At 61.4% G+C, this 20,080-nt stretch carries 17 protein-coding genes; 7 read left to right on the forward strand and 10 right to left on the reverse strand.

Features of this window, described 5'->3' with window-relative positions; genetic code table 11:
- The first annotated feature begins 6 nt into the window (after nt 1-6).
- Entirely contained in the window at nt 7-957 is a 951-nt protein-coding gene (locus tag IG629_RS07705; protein WP_193171388.1) for a dimethyl sulfoxide reductase anchor subunit family protein, read from the forward strand.
- Here the strand turns inward: IG629_RS07705 and IG629_RS07710 are convergent.
- On the reverse strand, nt 936-2,285 hold the full coding sequence (locus IG629_RS07710) for an MFS transporter (RefSeq protein ID WP_051284640.1): 1,350 nt from the start codon (nt 2,283-2,285) through the stop codon (nt 936-938). The genes IG629_RS07705 and IG629_RS07710 overlap by 22 nt on opposite strands.
- Nucleotides 2,286-2,499: 214 nt before the next feature.
- Between IG629_RS07710 and IG629_RS07715 the strand changes: the two genes are divergently transcribed.
- Entirely contained in the window at nt 2,500-2,712 is a 213-nt protein-coding gene (locus IG629_RS07715; RefSeq protein WP_028465567.1) for a DUF2842 domain-containing protein, read from the forward strand.
- 55 nt (nt 2,713-2,767) lie between these two features.
- On the opposite strand, the gene IG629_RS07720 is transcribed toward IG629_RS07715, so the two are convergent.
- Nucleotides 2,768-3,985 (reverse strand): sigma-54-dependent transcriptional regulator, encoded by a 1,218-nt coding sequence (locus IG629_RS07720; RefSeq protein WP_193171389.1) that lies wholly within the window; start codon nt 3,983-3,985, stop codon nt 2,768-2,770.
- On the reverse strand, nt 3,982-5,700 hold the full coding sequence (locus IG629_RS07725; RefSeq protein ID WP_193171390.1) for a sensor histidine kinase: 1,719 nt from the start codon (nt 5,698-5,700) through the stop codon (nt 3,982-3,984). The genes IG629_RS07720 and IG629_RS07725 overlap by 4 nt, the downstream gene beginning before the upstream one ends.
- A 229-nt stretch (nt 5,701-5,929) precedes the next feature.
- On the opposite strand from IG629_RS07725, the gene IG629_RS07730 reads away from it, so the two are divergent.
- The 3 genes from IG629_RS07730 (at nt 5,930) to IG629_RS07740 (ending at nt 9,073) form a co-directional block, all read left to right on the forward strand.
- Entirely contained in the window at nt 5,930-6,925 is a 996-nt protein-coding gene (locus IG629_RS07730; RefSeq protein WP_193171391.1) for a DctP family TRAP transporter solute-binding subunit, read from the forward strand.
- 93 nt (nt 6,926-7,018) lie between these two features.
- A complete protein-coding gene (locus IG629_RS07735) occupies nt 7,019-7,693 on the forward strand; it encodes a TRAP transporter small permease (RefSeq protein WP_193171392.1) in 675 nt (224 codons plus the stop codon).
- A 3-nt stretch (nt 7,694-7,696) separates the two neighbouring features.
- The gene (locus IG629_RS07740; RefSeq protein ID WP_193171393.1) at nt 7,697-9,073 is read left to right on the forward strand and encodes a TRAP transporter large permease; all 1,377 of its coding nucleotides are present in this window, start codon (nt 7,697-7,699) and stop codon (nt 9,071-9,073) included.
- 76 nt (nt 9,074-9,149) lie between these two features.
- On the opposite strand, the gene pseB is transcribed toward IG629_RS07740, so the two are convergent.
- The 5 genes from pseB to IG629_RS07765 all read right to left on the reverse strand — a co-directional run bounded on the left by pseB (nt 9,150) and on the right by IG629_RS07765 (nt 15,659).
- Nucleotides 9,150-10,178: a UDP-N-acetylglucosamine 4,6-dehydratase (inverting) gene (gene pseB / locus IG629_RS07745; protein ID WP_193171394.1), complete on the reverse strand. Its 1,029-nt coding sequence runs from the start codon at nt 10,176-10,178 to the stop codon at nt 9,150-9,152.
- Between the two features lie 85 nt (nt 10,179-10,263).
- Nucleotides 10,264-11,475: a UDP-4-amino-4,6-dideoxy-N-acetyl-beta-L-altrosamine transaminase gene (gene pseC / locus IG629_RS07750; RefSeq protein WP_193171395.1), complete on the reverse strand. Its 1,212-nt coding sequence runs from the start codon at nt 11,473-11,475 to the stop codon at nt 10,264-10,266.
- A 4-nt stretch (nt 11,476-11,479) separates the two neighbouring features.
- Nucleotides 11,480-12,817 (reverse strand): HlyD family type I secretion periplasmic adaptor subunit, encoded by a 1,338-nt coding sequence (locus IG629_RS07755; protein ID WP_193171396.1) that lies wholly within the window; start codon nt 12,815-12,817, stop codon nt 11,480-11,482.
- 42 nt (nt 12,818-12,859) lie between these two features.
- A complete protein-coding gene (locus IG629_RS07760) occupies nt 12,860-15,187 on the reverse strand; it encodes a type I secretion system permease/ATPase (RefSeq protein WP_193171397.1) in 2,328 nt (775 codons plus the stop codon).
- Nucleotides 15,188-15,368: 181 nt separating this feature from the next.
- Entirely contained in the window at nt 15,369-15,659 is a 291-nt protein-coding gene (locus IG629_RS07765) for a hypothetical protein (RefSeq protein WP_193171398.1), read from the reverse strand.
- A 162-nt stretch (nt 15,660-15,821) separates the two neighbouring features.
- Between IG629_RS07765 and IG629_RS07770 the strand changes: the two genes are divergently transcribed.
- Together IG629_RS07770 and IG629_RS07775 are read left to right on the forward strand one after the other, a co-directional pair.
- On the forward strand, nt 15,822-16,640 hold the full coding sequence (locus tag IG629_RS07770; protein ID WP_193171399.1) for a sulfotransferase: 819 nt from the start codon (nt 15,822-15,824) through the stop codon (nt 16,638-16,640).
- Between the two features lie 101 nt (nt 16,641-16,741).
- Nucleotides 16,742-18,370 (forward strand): sulfotransferase family protein, encoded by a 1,629-nt coding sequence (locus IG629_RS07775; protein WP_193171400.1) that lies wholly within the window; start codon nt 16,742-16,744, stop codon nt 18,368-18,370.
- A 138-nt stretch (nt 18,371-18,508) separates the two neighbouring features.
- Here the strand turns inward: IG629_RS07775 and gmk are convergent, their stop codons facing one another.
- Both gmk and IG629_RS07785 read right to left on the reverse strand, forming a co-directional pair.
- Entirely contained in the window at nt 18,509-19,156 is a 648-nt protein-coding gene (gene gmk / locus IG629_RS07780) for a guanylate kinase (RefSeq protein ID WP_193171506.1), read from the reverse strand.
- A 2-nt stretch (nt 19,157-19,158) separates the two neighbouring features.
- A complete protein-coding gene (locus IG629_RS07785) occupies nt 19,159-20,073 on the reverse strand; it encodes a YicC/YloC family endoribonuclease (protein ID WP_319025037.1) in 915 nt (304 codons plus the stop codon).
- Nucleotides 20,074-20,080: the final 7 nt, after the last annotated feature.

Below are 20,080 nucleotides of genomic sequence, written 5' to 3' on the forward strand. Positions count from 1 at the left end.
CCGCCGATGCATCCCGCTCTCTCAGTCATCTTCTTCACCACCGCTTCCGGTGCCGGCTACGGCCTGCTGGTCTGGCTTGCCCTCCATGCGGCTCTTACCGGTGATGCCAATCCGCTGATCGGCTGGATCGGCTTCCCGCTGGCCCTCGGCCTCGTCACCGCCGGGCTGCTCAGTTCCACCTTCCATCTCGGGCATCCGGAACGGGCCTGGCGCGCGATGAGCCAGTGGCGCAGCTCATGGCTTTCCCGCGAGGGCTTGCTGGCCGTGTTGACCTATATCCCGGCGCTTCTGTTTGCCGTTGGCTGGGTGCTGCTGGGCCGCAACGATGGCCTCTGGATGCTGGCCGGAGCGGTGGCCGCTGTGCTGGCCATGGTCACGGTCTATTGCACGGCGATGATCTATCAGAGCCTGAAGACCATCCCGCGCTGGCACAATGGTTTCACCGTGCCGGGCTATCTCGCCATGGCCATGGCCACGGGCGGGCTCTGGATACTGCCGCTGCTCGCACTGTCCGGTAGCGACCTGCAGACAATGGCCTTACCGACAATGGGCTTCGTGCTGCTTTCAGCCGCGATCAAATGGCGCTATTGGACCGCGACAGACAATGCGGCACCGACCGCGACTTCCGGCACCGCGACCGGGCTCGCCAACCTTGGTACAGTGCGGTTGCTTGAGGGACCGACAACGTCGGAAACCTACGTGATGCGCGAGATGGGCTACAGGATCGGCCGCAAACACGCCGTGAAGCTCCGGCGCCTTGCCGGTTTCTTCGGCCTGGTGATCCCGATTGCCGTGCTGGCTGCCGTGCTCGCCATGCCCGGCTCCGGCACCATGGCTGGCGGATTGGTGTTGCTCGCAGCCATCTCGGGCAGCGTCGGCGTTGTTGTGGAACGCTGGCTCTATTTCGCCGAAGCGAAACACGTCTCGACGCTGTATTACGGTGAAGAGTTCGCCTGAACCCATTCCTCTGCCTCGCCCTCCACTGCGGATTCAATGAGCTCATCGTAGGAGAAATCCTTAGGCAGGTTCTCGTCCATGACGTTCGGCTCGACCTCCTCGATGAACTCGCCGCGCGGGTCAAGTTCGGCAACGATGGCCGACGTCCGGGCATAGGCGACATATGGCCCCTGCTCTTCCCGGGCCGGCGCCGCGCTGCGGAGCATCCGGTAGACAGCGAAGATGCCAACGGAAAAACCGACAAAGGCAGTGAACTGGAACAGGCCACCAGGTCCGACACGATCCATCGCAAAGGCACCGATAATCGGACCGATGGACGATCCCAAGCTCGCCGCGATCAGGATGCCGGCCGCTGCCGGCACCAGGTCGGAGGCTTCGACGTGGTCGTTGACGTGAGAAATGGCCAGAGGATAGAGCGCGAAGTTCAGCCCGCCAAAGACCACCATCAGCCCCAGGAACATGAATGTCCCGCCATCGAAAAGCATCGCAATGGCGAACGACACCCCGCCCACGGCAAAGAGCACGACCGCGATCACGGTACGGCGATCGAAAAAGTCCGAGAGCTTTCCGATCGGATATTGCAGCAACAGCCCGCCGAACATGGTGACGGTCATCATGGTGGCAATCTGGGCAACCGAGAACCCGATCTGGTTACCGAAGATCGGCCCAAGCCCCATGACGACCGCGCCGAGCACGCCGCTGGCGAAGCTGCAGATCATGCCGAGCGGCGAGACCTTGAACAGTTCGGCCATGCTGAGGCGCGATGGCGCCAGCTCGCCCGCCGTCGCCCGGCTGGCCAGCGACAGTGGCACCAGGGCGAGCGAGAACAGGATAGAGGCCACGCTGTAGAGAATGAAGCTGGTCGGCGGCGAAAGATTGAGGATCTGCTGACCAGCCGCCATGCCGAAATAGATCACCACAACATAGATGGAGAGCATGCCTCCGCGATGCTTGTTCGAAACCGCGCCGTTCAGCCAACTTTCCGCCACCATCAGGGCACCGGCGATACAGATGCCGGTGGCGAAACGCAACAGCGACCAGAAATATGGATCGACGAAGATCGCGTGGGAAATGGCGCAGGCAGAGATAATCGACGCGAAGGCCGCGAACGAACGGACATGGCCGACACTCTCGATAATTCGGCCACAGAATGCGGCGCCGGTGAGCTGACCGACAAAGTATGCGGAGGTGACCAGACCGGCAACCGTGGTGTCGAACCCTTCCTGGCTCATGCGCAGGCCGATCAGACTGTGAAACAGCCCGTTGGCCGTCCAAAGAAACCCGACGGAGATCATCAACGCGACAATGGGGTGACCAAGCATGCTCATCGGAAAAACCGTTTCGGTTGCACGTGTCCTTTATGAGGCAGCCCTTAGAGCGGGAGAGGCATCAAAGTCTCGCTTCCCCGCGACGGAAGAGGCGCAAACAGGATGATTACGCAGACTGTCTCAACAATTTCATGTGTGCGCTGTCTTTCCGCAACGGTTGACACTATCCCCGTCCGGCGCATATCGATGCCGACCGAACGAAACGGAGTCCCCCATGCGCTGGCGCACTGCCCTCGGCGGCATCATCATGATTGTCGGCCTGATCGCCTATATCGCCGGAGTCGTGACCGTCGCGAACCACATGCTGCCGCAGCACTGGCTGGCCGAGCTGCTTTTTTATCCGGTCGCCGGTTTCCTCTGGATATTCCCTGCAATCCGCCTGATCGGATGGACCAAGAAAGACAAGGAACCTGAGTTGAACCTCTAGGTGCCGGGCCGGTTACCGCCAGACTGCCTCTCGATCAGTGGCGCCTTGTTCTCGTTCAGCCGTCCCTGAAATCCTTGGCAGACAGTCCGAAACGCGCCAGCCGATCATAGAACGTGTTGCGCGGCACCCCCAGTATCCTGGCCGCTTCAGCAGCTTTCCCATTGGTGCGCTTCAGCGTCTCTGTCAGAACCATTTTCTCGAACGCTTCGACCTGCTCCGCCAGGGTTCCCTGCCCGACATTGTCGCTCTGGACCCGCGCGCCCAGCGCATAGGTCATCGCATAGCTGCGCAGCTCCGGCAGGCTGCCCGGCCAGGGGCGGGTCATGATGTCCGTCAGAGTGGCGGTTGATACCTCCGGCATGTCGGTGTCCAGGCTACGTATCGCCTGGCGCAGGAAGTTCTCGAAAATCTCCGGCAAATCGTCCCGGCGCTCGTCAAGCGACGGAACCCGGATTTCCACCACCGTTGTGCCTTCCGCGCCCGGCTCCAGGTGCTCCAGCTCTGCCAGCGACGCGACGGACGACGATATGACGCGCAGCTCCGGACAACGATGAATCAGTGCGCGTACATCCTCGACCTGTTCCGGTGTGGCGCATTCGACGCTTTTCAATGAGAGGTCCGCCGCGCCCTCGGGCGGGTGCAGGCGGCGTACGGAGTCTGCCGCTGCGTGCAGCAGGTTCAGTGTCAGAAATGCGCGTGGCTCCGGCGAAAGAGCATTGATCGCAAAAGCTGCCTCTTTCTTGCCCGTCCCCTTCGGACCATGCAGATGAACATGACAGTCGCTGGCGGCAACCCTGCGGAGCGCCGTGCGAAGTGCCGTCGAGACCGGTCCCGAGCCGGGGAAACTCCGGGCCGCCGCGTCGCTACGCTCAAGCGCGCGCTCGATCCGGCGGGATTTCAGCACAAGGTCTCTGTGCTCGATCGCCCGGAGCACCACATCGACCAGACGCTCCGTGCCGACCGGTTTTTCCAGGTATTCGTAGGCGCCCTCTTTCATTGCCCGCATGGCCGTCGGCACATCGCTGTGTCCCGTCAGCAGGATCACCGGCAATTCCGGGTCGGCCCCCTGCGCCGCCGACAGCACGGAGAAGCCGTCCTGATGCGGCATCCGGATATCGGACAGGATGATGCCCGGGAAATTCGCCCGGATGCTCCGCTTCGCCTGCACATAACTGCTCGCCGATATCACGGTCAGATCGGCCAGCTCCAGCGTCTGCGCCAGCGAGTTGCGCAGGGCATCGTCATCCTCAATCAGCAGCACCTGTCCGGTCATTGCACCGCCCTGTCGGTCAATGGAAGTCGAATGGTGAAAATCGCCCCGCCATGCGCACTGTTCTGGCAGGAGAGCGTCCCGCCCAAGCTGCGAATGATCCCGTAGGAAATCGACAGCCCTAGGCCAAGGCCTTTCGAGGCTCCCAGTTCCTTGGTTGTGTAAAACGGCTCGAACACACGGGTCGGATCTGGAATACCAGGTCCCGTATCTGCGATTTCCAGAACAGCTTCACCCGTGTCCGTTTTCAGCATCACGTCGATCCGCTTTATATCCGACGACACCATCGCATCCTGTGCGTTGCTCAGGATATTGACCACGACCTGCTGCAGACGGACCTCACCGCCATCGACCAGCATCTGCCGCTCGGGCGCGGACCAGGACAAGGCGATGCCGTCCTTTTCGAGCGATGGCAATGTCAGTGTGATCGCATAATCGACAGCGGCAACGAGATCTACGGGCTCTCCCCCTTCGCCTTCGTTCCGGGCGAAGGCACGCAGATTGCGGATGATCTTGTCGATCCGCTGCACCTGGCCCGCTATCTGGCCGAGATTTTCGCCCGCCTCGTCGAACCTCTTTCGGTCGAGCAGCTTCCGCCCGTTCTCCGACAGATTCAGAATGGCCGCGAGCGGCTGATTGAGCTCGTGGCTGATCCCCGCGGACATTTCTCCAAGGGCGGTCAACTTGGAAGCCTGGACGAGCTGGTCCTGCGCCACTTTCAATTGCGACGTACGCCGTTCGACACGTTCCTCGAGACGCGCATTGACCGCCGCCTCGATCGCCAGACGGTCCGCCATGCGCCGCCTCCAAAGCGCCGCGATCAACATCGCAAGCCCCAGCGCGCCCAGCACGGTCGTGGTCAGCAGCCCACGCAGAATGGCGGCGGTCCGCGCCGGCGCCGTATCGAGAAAGCCGCGCGCGGTCATATTCACCTGTGGCAGCGCCCGGGTCACCACAAGAGCGCGTTGCGGCAGGTCGAAAGCTTCGGAGAAAGACCAGACCTCATGTCCCCCTTCACGCTCCAACGCGCGATGGGGAAACGGTTCAAATCGGGGGTCGCCATCACCCAGACTTTTATCTTGCCGCCTCAAAAGCGATTGTCTGGTCGACGCGAACACTGTTTGCGACGCATCAAAGAAACAGATCGCCTCCGGAGCGATCCCCCATTCGAACTCCAGCGCGGCCACATCGATGGTCACAAAAATCGCACCTTTCGCAGGTGCAGCCCCATCGAGGACCCCCCGGCTCAGCCGGATCACCCTGCGGCCATCGTCGTCAAAAGCCGCTTCCAGCCCCAGACGACCGTTCAGCGCCGCGCGCAACAGGGATGTATCAACCGTGCCCTCGATCCGGTCCAGTTCCGTCTCGGGAGAGGAGGAAGCAACCAGACGACCGTCCGCGTCCGTCAGACTGATCCGGTCGGCGCCATATGTCAGAACCGAGTCGATCAGCAGATCGTCAGCGGCCTCAGGAGGAACCCCGTCAACGACACTACGGATCACCAGCGGATGTCGGGCCAGCAAATTGACCAGATAGGAATAGCCGGAAAGCTGTCCCATCAGGCGGTCGCTCGCCTGCTGCACGCGGATACGGCCTGTCTCCTCCAGTTGGTCGAGCGTCTCCAGATAGGCATAGCGATAGACCAGCCAGCCCGCGAGCAGGGAGACCAGCGCATAGAGCGCGCAAAGAATGACAACGATCGCTTTGGCCCGTGACATGGCACCCGGTCTGTTGAACGCATTCCCGAAACGAAAACGGGCCCACGAAATCTCAAGAAAATTTGCCCGAAAATCCGGACAAATGAACTTTTTGTGCACCTTAGCAAAAGTTAGTGCACTGACTTTAAAGAAAAAAAATTTCCTGCAATTTCACGATTGCCCAGTTGAAGCGGACAATTTCAGGTAACAGCCTATGCGGATTCAACCGCGTGTCTATTGGGAGGACACAATGAAGAAGTTTTTCGCTGCCGCTCTGGCGGCTGCCGCCCTTATTGCGCCTGGCGCCGCTTATGCCAATTGCGATGACGGCGAGGTTGTCATCAAGTTCAGCCACGTCACCAACACCGATCGGCACCCGAAGGGTATCGCCGCATCGCTGCTGGAAACGCGCGTGAACGAGGAAATGAACGGCAAGGCCTGCATGCAGGTTTTCCCGAACTCGACCCTCTATAACGACAACAAGGTTCTGGAAGCCATGCTCCAGGGCGACGTCCAGCTCGCCGCACCGTCGCTGTCCAAGTTCGAAAAGTTCACCAAGAAATTCCGCCTGTTCGACCTGCCGTTCATGTTCAAGGACATCAACGCGGTTGAAACCTACCAGGGCTCCGATGCCGGCAAGGGCCTGCTCGACAGCATGCAGCGCCGTGGCCTGCAGGGTCTGGCCTACTGGCACAACGGCATGAAACAGATGTCCGCCAGCAAGCCGCTGCTGATGCCGTCCGACGCCAATGGCCTGAAGTTCCGCGTGCAGTCTTCCGAAGTGCTGGTCGCCCAGATGGAAGCCATCGGCGGCACCCCGCAGAAAATGGCCTTCTCCGAAGTCTACGGTGCTCTGCAGCAGGGCGTTGTCGACGGTCAGGAAAACACCTGGTCGAACATCTACGGCAAGAAGTTCTTCGAAGTGCAGGACGGCACCACGGAGACCAACCACGGCATCATCGACTATCTGCTGGTCACCTCCGTCGACTGGCTGGAAAGCCTGAAGCCGGACGTGCGTGACCAGTTCCTGAAGATCGTTGCCGAAGTGACCGCAGCCCGGAACCAGGAATCCACCGCCGTGAACGAGGCTGCCAAGCAGTCCGTGATCAAGGCCGGCGGCACTGTCCGCTCGCTTACCCCGGAGCAGCGCGCTGCCTGGGTTGAAGTGATGAAGCCGGTCTGGGCCAAGTTCGAGAAAGACGTTGGCGCCGACAACATCGCCGCCGCGCAGGCCGCGAACAACTAGACACCTAAACTCCAAGGCCAAGGCTCGGACTTTAGCCTTGTCGCGCGGTGCGGACCTCCCTCCGCACCGCGCTTATTTCTGGGGGCGCCCGTAATGACGATAAAACCCCTTTCCGACCGGGTTGAGGAAACCGCGACAGCGGCGATCCTCGGGTCGATGACCGTGATCACCTTCGCTAATGTGATCGCACGCTATGTATTCGATTCCGGCATTCTCTGGGCTCTTGAGGTCACCGTATTCCTGTTCGGCTGGCTCGTGCTGCTCGGCGCCGCCTATGCGGTCAAGATTCGCGCCCATCTGGGCGTCGACGTTGTCACCGCGGGTCTTACCCCGCCGAAACGCCGGATCCTGGCGCTGCTCGCCTGCGCCGTCTGCATTGTCTATGCCTTCCTGCTGCTGAAGGGATCCTGGGATTACTGGGCCAACTTCGCCAACCTACCCGCCACGGAAGGACGCTGGTTCCCGCTCGGCTTCGAGGACAAGTTCCGGGAAAAAGGCTGGTACGAGACCGAAGACACCCCGATGCCGGACATTTTCGGCTTCCGCCCGCTCGACTGGTTGCAGGACGTCTTCAACGAGGGCGAGGTCTACGAGAAGATTCCCCGTCTCGTCCCCTACGCCGTTCTGCCTTTCGCGATGGCCTTGCTGCTTATCCGCTTTGTCATGGCCGGTATCGCCATCTGGCGCGGCCGCATGGAAGGGCTGATTGCCAGCCACGAAGTCGAGGACGCAGTCGACGAAGCCGCCAAAAAACTGAAGGATCTCTGATCCATGGAAGTCGCTCTTCTCTTCCTCGCCATTATCGTGCTGCTGCTGATCGGGGTCCCCATCGCGGTCGCGCTTGGTCTGTCATCTATCCTGTTCCTGCTGGCCTTTTCGGATTCGTCCCTGGCTTCCATCGCGCAAACCCTGTTCAGCGCTTTCGAGGGGCATTACACCCTGCTGGCGATCCCGTTCTTCATCCTCGCCTCCTCCTTCATGTCGACGGGTGGGGTAGCGAAACGGATCATCCGGTTCTCCATCGCCTGCGTCGGGCATTTTCCGGGTGGCCTCGCCATCGCCGGCGTCTTTGCCTGCATGATGTTCGCCGCGCTCTCCGGCTCCTCGCCCGCGACCGTGGTCGCCATCGGCACCATCGTGATCGCCGGTATGCGCCAGGTCGGCTACACCAAGGAATTCGCCGCCGGCGTGATCTGCAATGCCGGCACACTCGGCATCCTGATCCCGCCGTCCATCGTCATGGTGGTCTATGCCGCCGCAGTGGAAGTTTCGGTCGGCCGGATGTTCCTTGCTGGCGTGATCCCCGGCCTCTTGGCCGGTCTGTCGCTCATGGCGGCGATCTACATCATGGCGAAATGGAAGAACCTGCCGAAAGGCGAATGGGCCGGCTGGGGCGAGATCTATTCCAGTGCCAAGGAAGCCTCCTGGGGCCTGCTGCTGATCGTGATCATCATGGGCGGCATTTATGGCGGTGTTTTCACACCGACCGAAGCGGCGGCTGTCGCGGCCGTCTATGCCTGGATCATCGCCACCTTCGTCTACCGGGACATGGGGCCGCTGGCGACGGAGGGCGAGACCCGGAATGTCTCCCTGTTCCGCCAACCCAGCGCGTTGCTGACGGCGCTCTATCATCCGGACACGCGCAAGACCCTGTTCGATGCCGGCAAGCTGACGGTGACCCTGCTCTTCGTCATCGCCAATGCCCTCATCCTGAAGCATGTGCTGACCGACGAGCAGGTGCCGCAGCAGATCACCGAAACCATGCTGGCCTACGGCTTCGGACCGGTGATGTTCCTTGTCGCGGTGAACGTGATCCTGCTGATCGGCGGTCAGTTCATGGAGCCGTCGGGCCTGCTGGTAATCGTGGCGCCGCTGGTCTTCCCGATTGCCATGGAGCTTGGCATCGATCCGATCCATCTCGGCATCATCATGGTGGTGAACATGGAGATCGGCATGATCACGCCGCCCGTGGGGCTCAACCTGTTCGTCACCTCAGGTGTCGCCGGGATGCCGATGATGGCCGTGGTGAAGGCTGCCCTGCCGTTCCTGGCAGTTCTCTTCGCATTCCTGATTGTCGTTACCTACGTGCCGTGGATCTCGACCGTGCTGCCCAATGCGGTGATGGGGCCGGAGATCGTCACGAACTAAAAACCAGCGGGGCGCGCCGTTCCTGGGCGCGCCCCGCTGGATTATCAGATCTCAAGGCTATCTGATCCCGGAGCGATCAGATTGACGACATCATCTTGTTGAGATCGTCGCCGCTCAACCAGTCCGTATTGGTATCGCTTGCATAGCGGAACTCGGCGGGAACCAACTTGTGGCCCTCGGCCAGATAGTCATCCAGCACCCGGTCGCTCTGGGCCGGAAGAATGACGTAGCGATCTTCCAGCTCAACCGTCGTGCGGGAATCGTCTTCCGAGATCATCACCTCGTGCAGTTTCTCTCCCGGACGGATGCCGACATTGCGCAGCGGCAGGCCGGGCGCCATGGCCTTCGCCACATCCGTAATCTTCATGCTCGGGATCTTCGGCACGAAAATCTCGCGGCCTTTCATCATCTGCATGCTGGACAGCACGAAGTTCACGCCCTGCTGCAAGGTGATCCAGAACCGTGTCATGCGCTCGTCGGTGATCGGCAGATCCGGCGACTTCTCATCGATCAGTTTCTGGAAGAACGGGATCACGCTACCGCGGGAGCCGATCACGTTACCGTAGCGGACCACAGAGAACCGGCAGCCGTCCGCTCCGGAGATATTATTCGCCGCAACGAAGATCTTGTCCGAGGCGAGCTTGGTCGCACCATAAAGATTGATCGGGTTTGCCGCTTTGTCCGTCGACAGCGCAATGACTTTCTTGACCCCGGTCCGGAGCGCGGCCTTCACGATATTTTCGGCGCCATAGATGTTGGTCTGCACGCATTCGAACGGATTGTATTCGGCGGCCGGGACATGCTTCATCGCCGCGGCGTGGACCACATAGTCGACACCGCGCATGGCCAGCTCCAGCCGGTCCACGTCGCGCACATCGCCGATGAAATAGCGGATCGGCTTGCCCGGAACCGAGGGGAACTCCTGCCCCATGTCGTAATGCTTCTGCTCGTCCCGTGAGAACACGATGCAGCGGCGCATTTCCGAGGATGCCAATGCGGTGCGGACGAACTCTTTGCCAAAGGATCCGGTTCCGCCGGTGACCAGCACCGTCTTGCCGTTGAGATCTATATGATCTTCATCGAATGAGAATGGTTGATAGCTCATGCGGTCCAAGGCCTCACCCTAAGATATTCGAATCACTTCATTTTGCCCTGTTTCCCGCACATGCGGAAGGGGCAGCCGATATCCGTTACATTCCAAGTACCGCAGCCAGTTCCTCGACCACCCGGTCGACGTCGTCTTCACTCATCGCCGGGAACAGGGGAAGACTGAGGCAACGCGCGTAATAGGCGTCCGCGCCAGGCAGGGATTTGGGTTGATACCGGTTCGCGTAGTAAGGCTGGCGATGTACCGGAATATAGTGCACCTGGGTGCCGATCCCGCGCTCCTTCAGGGTCGTCATCACCGCTGTCCGGGTCGTGCCCAACGCCGCGAAATCGATCAGGGCAACGGCAAGGTGCCAAGCCGGGTTGCAGCCCGGTGCGACCTTCTGCATCGCCACATGCGGGCCGAGCGCATCGAGCCGCTCCTGATAGCGCGCCCGGAGAGCGCGTCGTTTGGTGACGAAACTGTCGAGTTTGCCCAGTTGGCTGAGGCCAAGGGCTGCATTGACGTCAGAGAGCCGGTAATTGTAGCCGGGCTCATGCATCTCGTAATACCAAGGAGCCGGGACACCGTCCTCAAAGCCCATGCGCTTGTTCAGGAATTTCTCCGGCTCCCGCACAAGGCCATGGTTCCGCGTCTGCCGCAGCGATTCCGCGAAACGGTCGCTGTTGGTCGTCAGCATCCCGCCCTCGCCCGTGGCAATAGTCTTCACCGGGTGGGTCGAGAACATCGTGATACCGCCATGCGGACAGGATCCGACAGGCACCATGCTGCCGCCGGTCTCGTAGTCGGCGCCGAGTGCGTGACACGCGTCCTCGACTAATACCAGCTCAGGAAACTCCGCGGCGAGCTCGTCCAGATTGACCGTATGTCCTGTCAGATGCACCGGGAAGATCGCCTTGACCGTTCCCTTGGACATGCCGGCGATGGCCCGCTGCACGTCCTCCAGACGCATCACGCCCGTTTCCGGGTCCACATCGGCGAACAGAACGTCCGCCTTTACGTATCGGGCCGCATTGGCCGTGGCGAGGAAGGTCACGCTCGGAACGATAACGATGTCGCCAAAATCAAGATCGAGAGCGATCGCTGCCATGTGCAGGCCTGCTGTTCCGCTGGAGCAGGCAATTGCATGCTTGGCTTCGACACGCTCGGCAAACGCCGCCTCGTAGGCCTCCACCGTCGGGCCAGTGGTCAGCCAGTCGCCGCGCAACACGTCAAGAACGGCTTGCTCGTCGGCCTCATCAATCGTTTGCCTGCCGTAGGGAAGAAAGGAACGGTTATCGGACGTATCATTCATCGGATCAATTTTCCCTCAATCCAAGCTCGAAACTGCGGACCAGCGGGGCAAGCAGATATTCGAGCAAGGTCTGGTCGCCGGTCGAGATTATCACGGTTGCCGGCATTCCCTGCACAAGCTCCAGTTTCGGCTGCTTCGCGAGACTGTCCCCGTCGAGAACAACCCGAGCTTCGTAGAACGGCGCCCCCTGTTCGGGCTGCACGATATCCGCTGAAATACTGACAAGTTCGCCGTCGATCGGCTGCGTGGTGCGCTGGCTGAAAGAGGTCAGCCGGACACTCGCCACCGCACCAACTGTAACCACGTCGATATCGGTCGGATCGATCCGCGCCTTCACCACCAGCGTATCGCCCTGGGGCACGATGCCCATCACCGGCTCCCCCGGAGCGACGACACCACCGACGGTATGAAACCGGAGACCATAGACGCGGCCGTCCTGCGGAGCCCGGATGCGGGTCCGGTCCAGCGCGTCCCGCGCGCCTTTCAGGCGGTCCTTCAGGTCGATCATCTGATCCTGCACCTGACGCAGATTGGTCTCCACCTCGGTCTTGAAACGTTCCTCGGTGTTCAGCAACTGGAACTCGGTCTCGGCAATGGTTTGCTCGGCTCGTGCGATCAAAGCCTTGCGATTTCCGATGCTGCCTTCCAGCTGTACCGCGGTCCGTTCGAGAGACAGCAGGCGCGGCTTCCGCTCCAACCCCTTCTCGTACAATACCCGGACATCCGCGATCTCTTCCTGGATCAGCTCATATTGCCGCGCATCGGCCCGCTGCTGCGCCCCAAGTGCGGTGATCTCCTCGCGGGTCTTCTGGATGCGGCGGCGGAGCAGCCCGAACTGACTGTCACGGGCATTGATACGGGTCTCGAACAGGCGCCTCTGGCCAGCGATCACTTCCCCGACATCCTCGTCCGCCGATTGCGACAAGAGCTCAGGCGGGAAATTGACCTCCGCAAGGTCATCCCGCTCAGCCACCAGCCGTGCCTTGCTTCCGAGATGGGTCAGGAACTGTTTGTGCAGCAGCTCGTATTCGACCCGCGCCCGTGTATCGTCCAGCTTGATCAGAATGTCGCCTTCGCGCACCACATCGCCGTCCCGGACATTGATCGCCTCGATGATCCCGCCTTCCAGATGCTGAACGGTTTTCTGATTTGACGAGACCTGGAGCTGCCCCTGCGCAATGGCACCGCTGCCGAGCGGCGCTAGCGATGCCCACAGTCCAAAACCACCGAAGAACGCCAGCAGAACGATAAAGCCCATCCACACAACAGGCCGCCAGGCTTTCGGGTTCTCAGCCTCCGAAAGGTCAAGACCGTCGCTCAGATCATCTGCGGCATTCGACATTAGTGGTTCCTGACGAGGGGCATCGCCCCTGGTTCCGAACAGTTACTGCTTGGCACGGGGGCGTCCCGAAATGGACTGTATGTCCGCGATATTGAGAGCTGCGACCGGCCGGGCATTCGTCGGCGGTGGCGGCGAGAGAGGACGAGAGACCGACGGTTGTTCTACAGGCTTCTCGGCACGCGGCTCCTGCGTGTTCGCCGGCTTCGGGGCCGGGCGAACCGGGCTGGCCGGCGGTGGCTGCAGGTGCACTGTCGTTTCCATTTTCGGCGGCCGTATCATTGGCGCTGACCCATCGGACGAACGCGAAGAACCGGATGACGGCGGAGCGCCAGGCCCGGCAGCCGGGCGAGCCGCCAGGATTTCCATCGCCTGGGCAGATCCTTGACCGAGCTGCGGCCGGACACCATGACCGGTACCGGGCTGCAGGGTTGGCGGCGTTGTCTTCCCGGAACGGGCACGGCGTGCGGAGGGCATGTCGGGAACGCGCGGTGGCGGCGGTAAATTCGCTGCGGCGGGCACACCGCGAGGCGCCGGTCCGGGTCCGGCCGGAGGCGGCGGTGACGGCATGCGGCGGCGCTCAGTTTCGGGCTTGCCCTTTTCAGGCTTAGCCGGAGCCGGCTGCGCGGGTTTTTGGGCAGCGGCCTTGGCCTCACCCGAAGAAGGAGGCGCAGAGGCAGACGCAGCGCCCATGCCGGCACTCGCCAGCACCTCATCGCGGGAGCCGTATTTATTGATCATGCCATCCTGCAGAACCAGCAGTTGGTTCATGTTTGCGAGGGTCTGCACCCGGTGCGTGATCATTATGACGGTAGCGCCACGTTCCTTCAGCACATTCACCGCATGTGCCAGAGCCTCGTCGCCCTTCGAATCCAGGTTCGAGTTCGGCTCGTCGAGGACGACAAGCGAGGGATCGCCGTAGAGCGCCCGGGCGAGCGCGACGCGCTGCCTCTGACCGCCGGAGAGAATAGCCCCGGCATTGCCGATATCGGTATCGTAGCCATTGGGCAGCTGCAGGATAAGCTCGTGCAACCCCGCAAGCTTCGCGGCATCGATCACCTGCTCCGGATCGGGATCGGCATCGAGCCGCGCGATGTTCTCCGCCACGGACCCGCTGAACAGCTCAATATCCTGCGGCATATAGCCGACATGCTTGCCGAGGCTTTCCGTATCCCAGTTGAAGATATCGGAACCGTCGAGCCGGACATGTCCGACATGCGGCTTCTCCACACCGACGATAAGGCGCGCCAGAGTGGATTTGCCGGCAGCGGACGGGCCAACGACGCCGAGGGCCTCCCCCGGCTTCACTTCAAGGCTGATGCGCTGAAGGATCGGTCGGGGCGCACCGCGCGGCTGATATCCGACATTCTCCAGAACCAGATGCCCTTTCGGGGCCGGCAGCTCCATCCGGCGCATGCCGGACTGGGCATTGACCAGCGCCGTCTCGATGGTCTTGTAGGCCGCGAGCGCATCGACCAGCTGGCGAGCCTGACTGATCCCCATCTCGACCGGCTGAAGCGCCCGGCCTAGGATCAGGGAACAGGCGATCATCATGCCCGGAGTCATGTCGACCGCAGGATCGATGATCTGCAGAACGGCAACGGTCATGATGACCATCTGGATCAGCATCCGCGCAGACTTCGACATCGAGCTGAGAATGGCGGCACGGTCGCTCGCCCTGCCTTGCAGGCTGAGAACCTTTTCGTTTTCCCGGTGCCAGCGCGCCATGATGTTCCGGCGCATGCCCATGCTTTCGACCACGGCCGCGTTGCGCACAGCCGATTCCGCAGCCGAATAGGCCTTGGAGGAAAACTCCTGCGCTGCATTAAGTGCCGGCCGCGTCATCCGGTCATTGATGATGCCGAGCAGCAGCATGACCCCAGCGCCCCCGAGGGCGGCCATCCCCATATGCGGGTTGATCCACATGATCAGGGCGAGGAAAACCGGAACCCACGGCACATCCAGCATGGTGAGCATGCCGGGGCCCGTCAGGAACATCCGAAGCGTTCCGAGCGAACGCAGCGGATTGCTGTTCGGCTGGCTGCCCCGGTCGAGTGCGTCGGTGATGATTGAAGAGAGCAGAATCGGGCCGATTCGGCGATCGATCCAGCCGCTGATCCGAACAAAAGCGTAAGCGCGAATTGTATCGAGCGTCGCCTGGATGCCGAGGGTGAAAGCGGCAATTCCGAGCAGCAGGTAAAGCGTCGCCTCGCTGCGGCTTGCCAGCACCCGGTCGAATACCTGGAACATGAAAACCGGCAGGGTGAGCATCAGCATGTTCACGGCGAAACTGAAAATGCCAGCCGACATCAAGGCCGTGTAGCAGGCTCGCATCAACCGGTTTACGGTTACGGGCTGATCCGCCCCTGCCATTGAATCACCTCGGTATCGAATATCCAATCAAAGCCACACAACTCAACTTGCGCGGCTTTTGCCTCGAAAACTATCAATACCATACATGATTCGCCGATGCGAAACATGAAGTTGAGCGTCTTGTTTATTGATTTACCGTCAAAAAAGCCCTGCTGGCGAAAAGTCCGGCAGGCCTTGGGGATCAATCCTCGGTAAATTTCGCCAAGTCGATATCGCCATGACGGAAAGGAACCCAGTATTTGGTTTCCGGGTTGTATTGCAGACCGTAGATGTTCGTGCAGAAAACCTTGGTCGGCGGGCTCACGCCCTCGCTCTCGGTCCGTGCGGCATCAACCAGTTCGGCCGGCTTGAAATAAGTTTCCCATGCCACCGACACGTCAGAGCGCTCTTGCTCGGAAAGATCATTCACCTGCATGGCGAGATCCCAAGTCCGCTCAAGGTCGTTCCAAAGGTCGTCGAGATACTTGCCCATCGATCGAAAATCCACAATTTCAAGTGCGGTTTGGCTTAATCGCTTATATCGGATCGCTTTCGAGAGGTGAAGGCGTAATTTACAACTTGGCGAAGCGCTTGGCCTTGGCCTAACTAGGCACTCTCCGATCAACCGACACCCTGTATAGGGGCCGGAGCAGGCGTGCTCGACAAGATTATCGACAAGTTTTTCGTCCGTCAGGACACGACCGCTCCACTGCTGATCGGCGCTACCGGCGGATCGGGAACCCGTGCACTTCACGGCGCGCTGGGTGAGTCCGGCTTTTTCGTCGGCACCCGGCTCAACCACGCCGGCGACGCAATGGATTTCGAACCTTTCCTGGACGAGATCATCAATCCCGTACTGCGGGAAACCCGCTCGCTCGACTATGCACTCGACCAGTTGTCCGGCGGAACACGCGCAGCCGCGGTGCGCGGCTTCAAGGCGGCCTTGAAGACATACACGGCAGAACTGCCGCAAAAAGCCAGGCATTGGGGTTGGAAGAATCCCCGCAGCATGTACATCCTGCCGATCATTGCCGCTGCCTGCCCGGGCATGAGCTTCCTGCATCTGGTGCGCGACGGGCGCGACATGGCGCTGAGCGACAACCAGAACCAGCCCAACAAGCATTACGAAGCCCTGTTCGGCGAAGCCTACGAAGATGCCACGCCCGAATTCGCCATCCGGCTTTGGGCGGCGGCCAACTCCCAGGTGGCCGATTGGGGCGAACGAGAGCTCGGTAACCGCTATATGCGCATCCGATTCGAGGATCTCTGCGCCGCCCCCGGCGCGGTTCTGTCCAATGCGTTGATCGGGGGCGGCATAGAGCCCGCGCTCGCCGACCGCGTCTGCGCCGGAGCCGACGCCGTGATAAGAACACCCTCTTCCATCGGCCGATGGCGCAACATACCGGGTGAAGACGCACACATCCTCACGGAGAAGGCCGCAGATGCGTTGGAGCGATTCGGTTACCAATCCTGAACCGGGCGAGGCGGCAATACCGCCAAAGCACATGGTTTGTGATATCCAAACGACCGGTCACGCGCGCCCCTGACGAAGCTCAATCGACGAGTCCCAGATTTATGGCATCCAAGTCCAAGACCTCCGCCAAGCCCCCAAGCAAACCGACAGCCGTCGTCATTCTCGGTATGCACCGGAGCGGCACGTCAGCACTGACGCGGGTCTGCAACATCCTCGGGCTGGACCTGAGCGATAATCTGCTACCGCCGGCCAAAGGCAATAACGAAACCGGGTTCTGGGAGCATCTGGACGCCGTCGTGACCAACGAGGAGCTGCTGGTTGCGTTCGACATGTTCTGGGACGACCCGCGCGCCCTGCCGGATGGCTGGACAGAAACGGAAGCAGCCAAGGCCGCGCGCGAGAAGATTCTTGCCTTCCTGAAGACGGACTTCGGCACGGCGCCGATCTGGGGCATCAAGGACCCGCGCATGTGCCGGCTGGTGCCGCTTTGGGAACCGATCATCGAACAGCTTGGCGCGGAGCCCGCTTACATCATAATGCAGCGGCACCCGCTCGAGGTTGTCGGCTCCCTGCTCCAGCGCGACGGTCTTTCGAGCGGCCGCAGCTTGGTGCTCTGGCTCCGGCATGTGATCGAATCGGAGCGGGCGACGCGCGGCAAACGCCGCGCCTTCGTCAACTACGACGCCCTGATGCAGGATTGGCAGCCAGCAATCGAAGGCATGGTAGGGCAGCTTGGCCTGCCTCTCGACAAGCTAACCGACGAGTCCCGCGCCGAGATCGAGAATTTCATTCGTCCCGACCTACGCCATTTTGCCTTTCATGACACCGAGCTTTACGGCTCTACCAGCCTCGCCCGCTGGACCGGTCGCGTCTTCGCTGCCTGCCGCACACTGGAGCAGGACCCACAGGCTCCTTCGGCCCTTGCCAATATCGACATGGTCGCGCGCGAACTCGATCAGGCCGGCAGCTATTTCGACGACATCGTCGGCGAAGGCGCCCCGCGCGAAAAAAAGCTGCGCGAAGAAATCTTCGACCTGCATTGCAAGGTAGCCGAGCGGGAAAACTGGCTAAAAGAGCAGATCAGCCGCGTGGCTGAGCGAGAGACTCGCCTGGTCGAACGCGATGCCCTGGCCGAGGCGAATAGACAGACAATCTCAGAGCTCCGGATCGAGAATTCCCGGCTGCATCGTGAGATCCAGTTCATCACCCGGACCTGGTCCTGGCGCCTGACCCGGCCGTTCCGTGGCGTGTCACACATTGCATTGCGCAGCCTCGGCGCCGTGCGCGTGATGACACATCAGATGACCGTCCAGTCCGTCGTCGATGCGGAGCCTCTGGGCAACAACAAGTTTCGTGCTTTGAAGCCTAACCCTCAGGTGTTGCTGGCATCGCCGTGGCGTTTCTTCCCACGCGGCTGGGTCGAGATCACCTACGAGATCGATGCTAACCGGATTGCGGCACCGTTCCTGTTCGCCGACACGGGCCAGGGCTTCGAGGAAGCAAACCGGTTCCGCCTGCCGCCGACGCGCAATGGCTTCGGGCGCGCCATCGTCCGCTTGCCGAACCATGTCTTTGCCCTGCGCTTCGACCCGGTGGATTTCGTCGGCACCTTCACGATCAAGGCGATTACCGTCCGCGAAGTCAGCCGGATCGGTCTCGGGCTGGCCGCACTGACACGCTGGCTGCACCACCAGATCGCGAGCGACCGCGCCCCCCGCAAGCCGGGCTGAACGGCCTTCTGGAAGGGTCTTGCCCGTGAGGCGAGAAACCCGTTGGCAAGCTGTATGCAATGGTACGGGACCCCTCGACTATTTCCGCGAGATCGAAAAAGGCGGGCATATCCGGGTGCACCGGGACAATGGCTTGGCTTACCGCCCTTCCCGCAACAGCTTCACGAAGTCCGTCAACCCCAGCCGCCGGTCGCGTTTCAGACGTTCGGCGGTGAGGATGGCGCGGACTGCCTCGACGCTCTCGTCGAGGTCGCGGTTGACGATGATGTAATCGTATTCGCGGTAATGGCTGATTTCATCCGCTGCCTTTGACATGCGCTGGGCGACAACTTCGGCGCTGTCCTGCGCCCGGCCCATAAGGCGGCGCTCCAACTCGTGGGTCGAGGGCGGCAGGATGAAGACGCTGACCAGATCCTCGCGGGCCGCATCTGCGACCTGCTGGGTGCCCTGCCAGTCGATATCGAACAGCACATCCTTGCCGCCACTCAGGACATCGTCCACCGGGCCACGCGGAGTGCCGTAGTAATTGTCGAAGACCTTGGCATATTCCAGGAACTCGCCGCGGTTAATCATCAGCTGGAATTCGGTCTGGTCGATGAAGTGGTAATCAACGCCATCGACTTCGCCCGGCCGCCGGGGCCGGGTGGTCGCCGAGACGGACATGGTGAGTTCGTCCTCGGTCTCCAGCAGGCGGCGGGAGATTGAGGTCTTGCCGGCACCGGACGGGGAAGACAGCACCAGCATCAGGCCGCGGCGCTGCATATCGGGGTAAAACTCGTCGGACATGCTCATTCGACGTTCTGAACCTGCTCGCGGAACTGCTCGACCGTCGATTTCAGCTCAAGGCCGATATTGGTGAGCGCAAGGGATGCCGCCTTCGAGCAGATCGTGTTGCTCTCCCGGTTCAGCTCCTGACAGATGAAATCGAGCTTCCGGCCAATCACCCCGCCAGCCGTCACCAGATCCCGGCAGGCCGCGACATGGGCGTCCAAACGGTCGACTTCCTCGCGGATGTCCGCCTTGGTCGCCAGCAGGGCCAGCTCCTGTCCCAGACGCTCCTCGGAGACAGGTGGGGACTGTTCCAGGATCTCGGCAATCTGCTGCTTCATCCGCTCCCGCTGCTGGCCCGGCTGCAGGTCCGCCGTATCCTTGGCGACCCTGGAGAGCCCGGCGAGCGTGTCGAGGTGCGTCGTCAGCATGGCGGCAAGATGGACGCCTTCCTCCCCACGCATTTCGGAGAGAGGTTTCAGCGCCTGTTCCAGCCCGGCCAGAAGCGCGGCGATGAGGGCTTCTTTCGCGGCCGCATCCTGCGCCGGCTCTTCCTCCGTCTCCAGAATACCGCGTACGGACAGCAGGCTGTCGAGACGCGGCGGCGACGGGTAGATCTTGCCCTCGGCTTCCAGCGTGGTCTGAAGCTCAAGGATCTGCTCGATCAGCTCGCGGTTCACGGTCAGCGCCTTGGAGGTTGTCTGGCGGGAGAGCATCAGGGAGACGGAAAGCGATCCCCGGCCGAGTTTGCTGCCGATCAGCTTGCGGGCCGGGATCTCCAGCGCATCGAAGCCGCCGGGCAGGCGGAAGCGGATATCGAGGCCCTTGCCGTTGACCGACTTGACCTCCCAGCTCCACTGCCATTGCGCCGCGCCGTCTCCAGCGTCATGGGTTCCCTCGACACGGGCGTAACCCGTCATGCTGTTGATCGCCACTCGCACC

Origin of the sequence: Nisaea nitritireducens, from assembly GCF_014904795.1 — a bacterium.
In the GTDB taxonomy this organism is placed as follows: domain Bacteria; phylum Pseudomonadota; class Alphaproteobacteria; order Thalassobaculales; family Thalassobaculaceae; genus Nisaea; species Nisaea nitritireducens.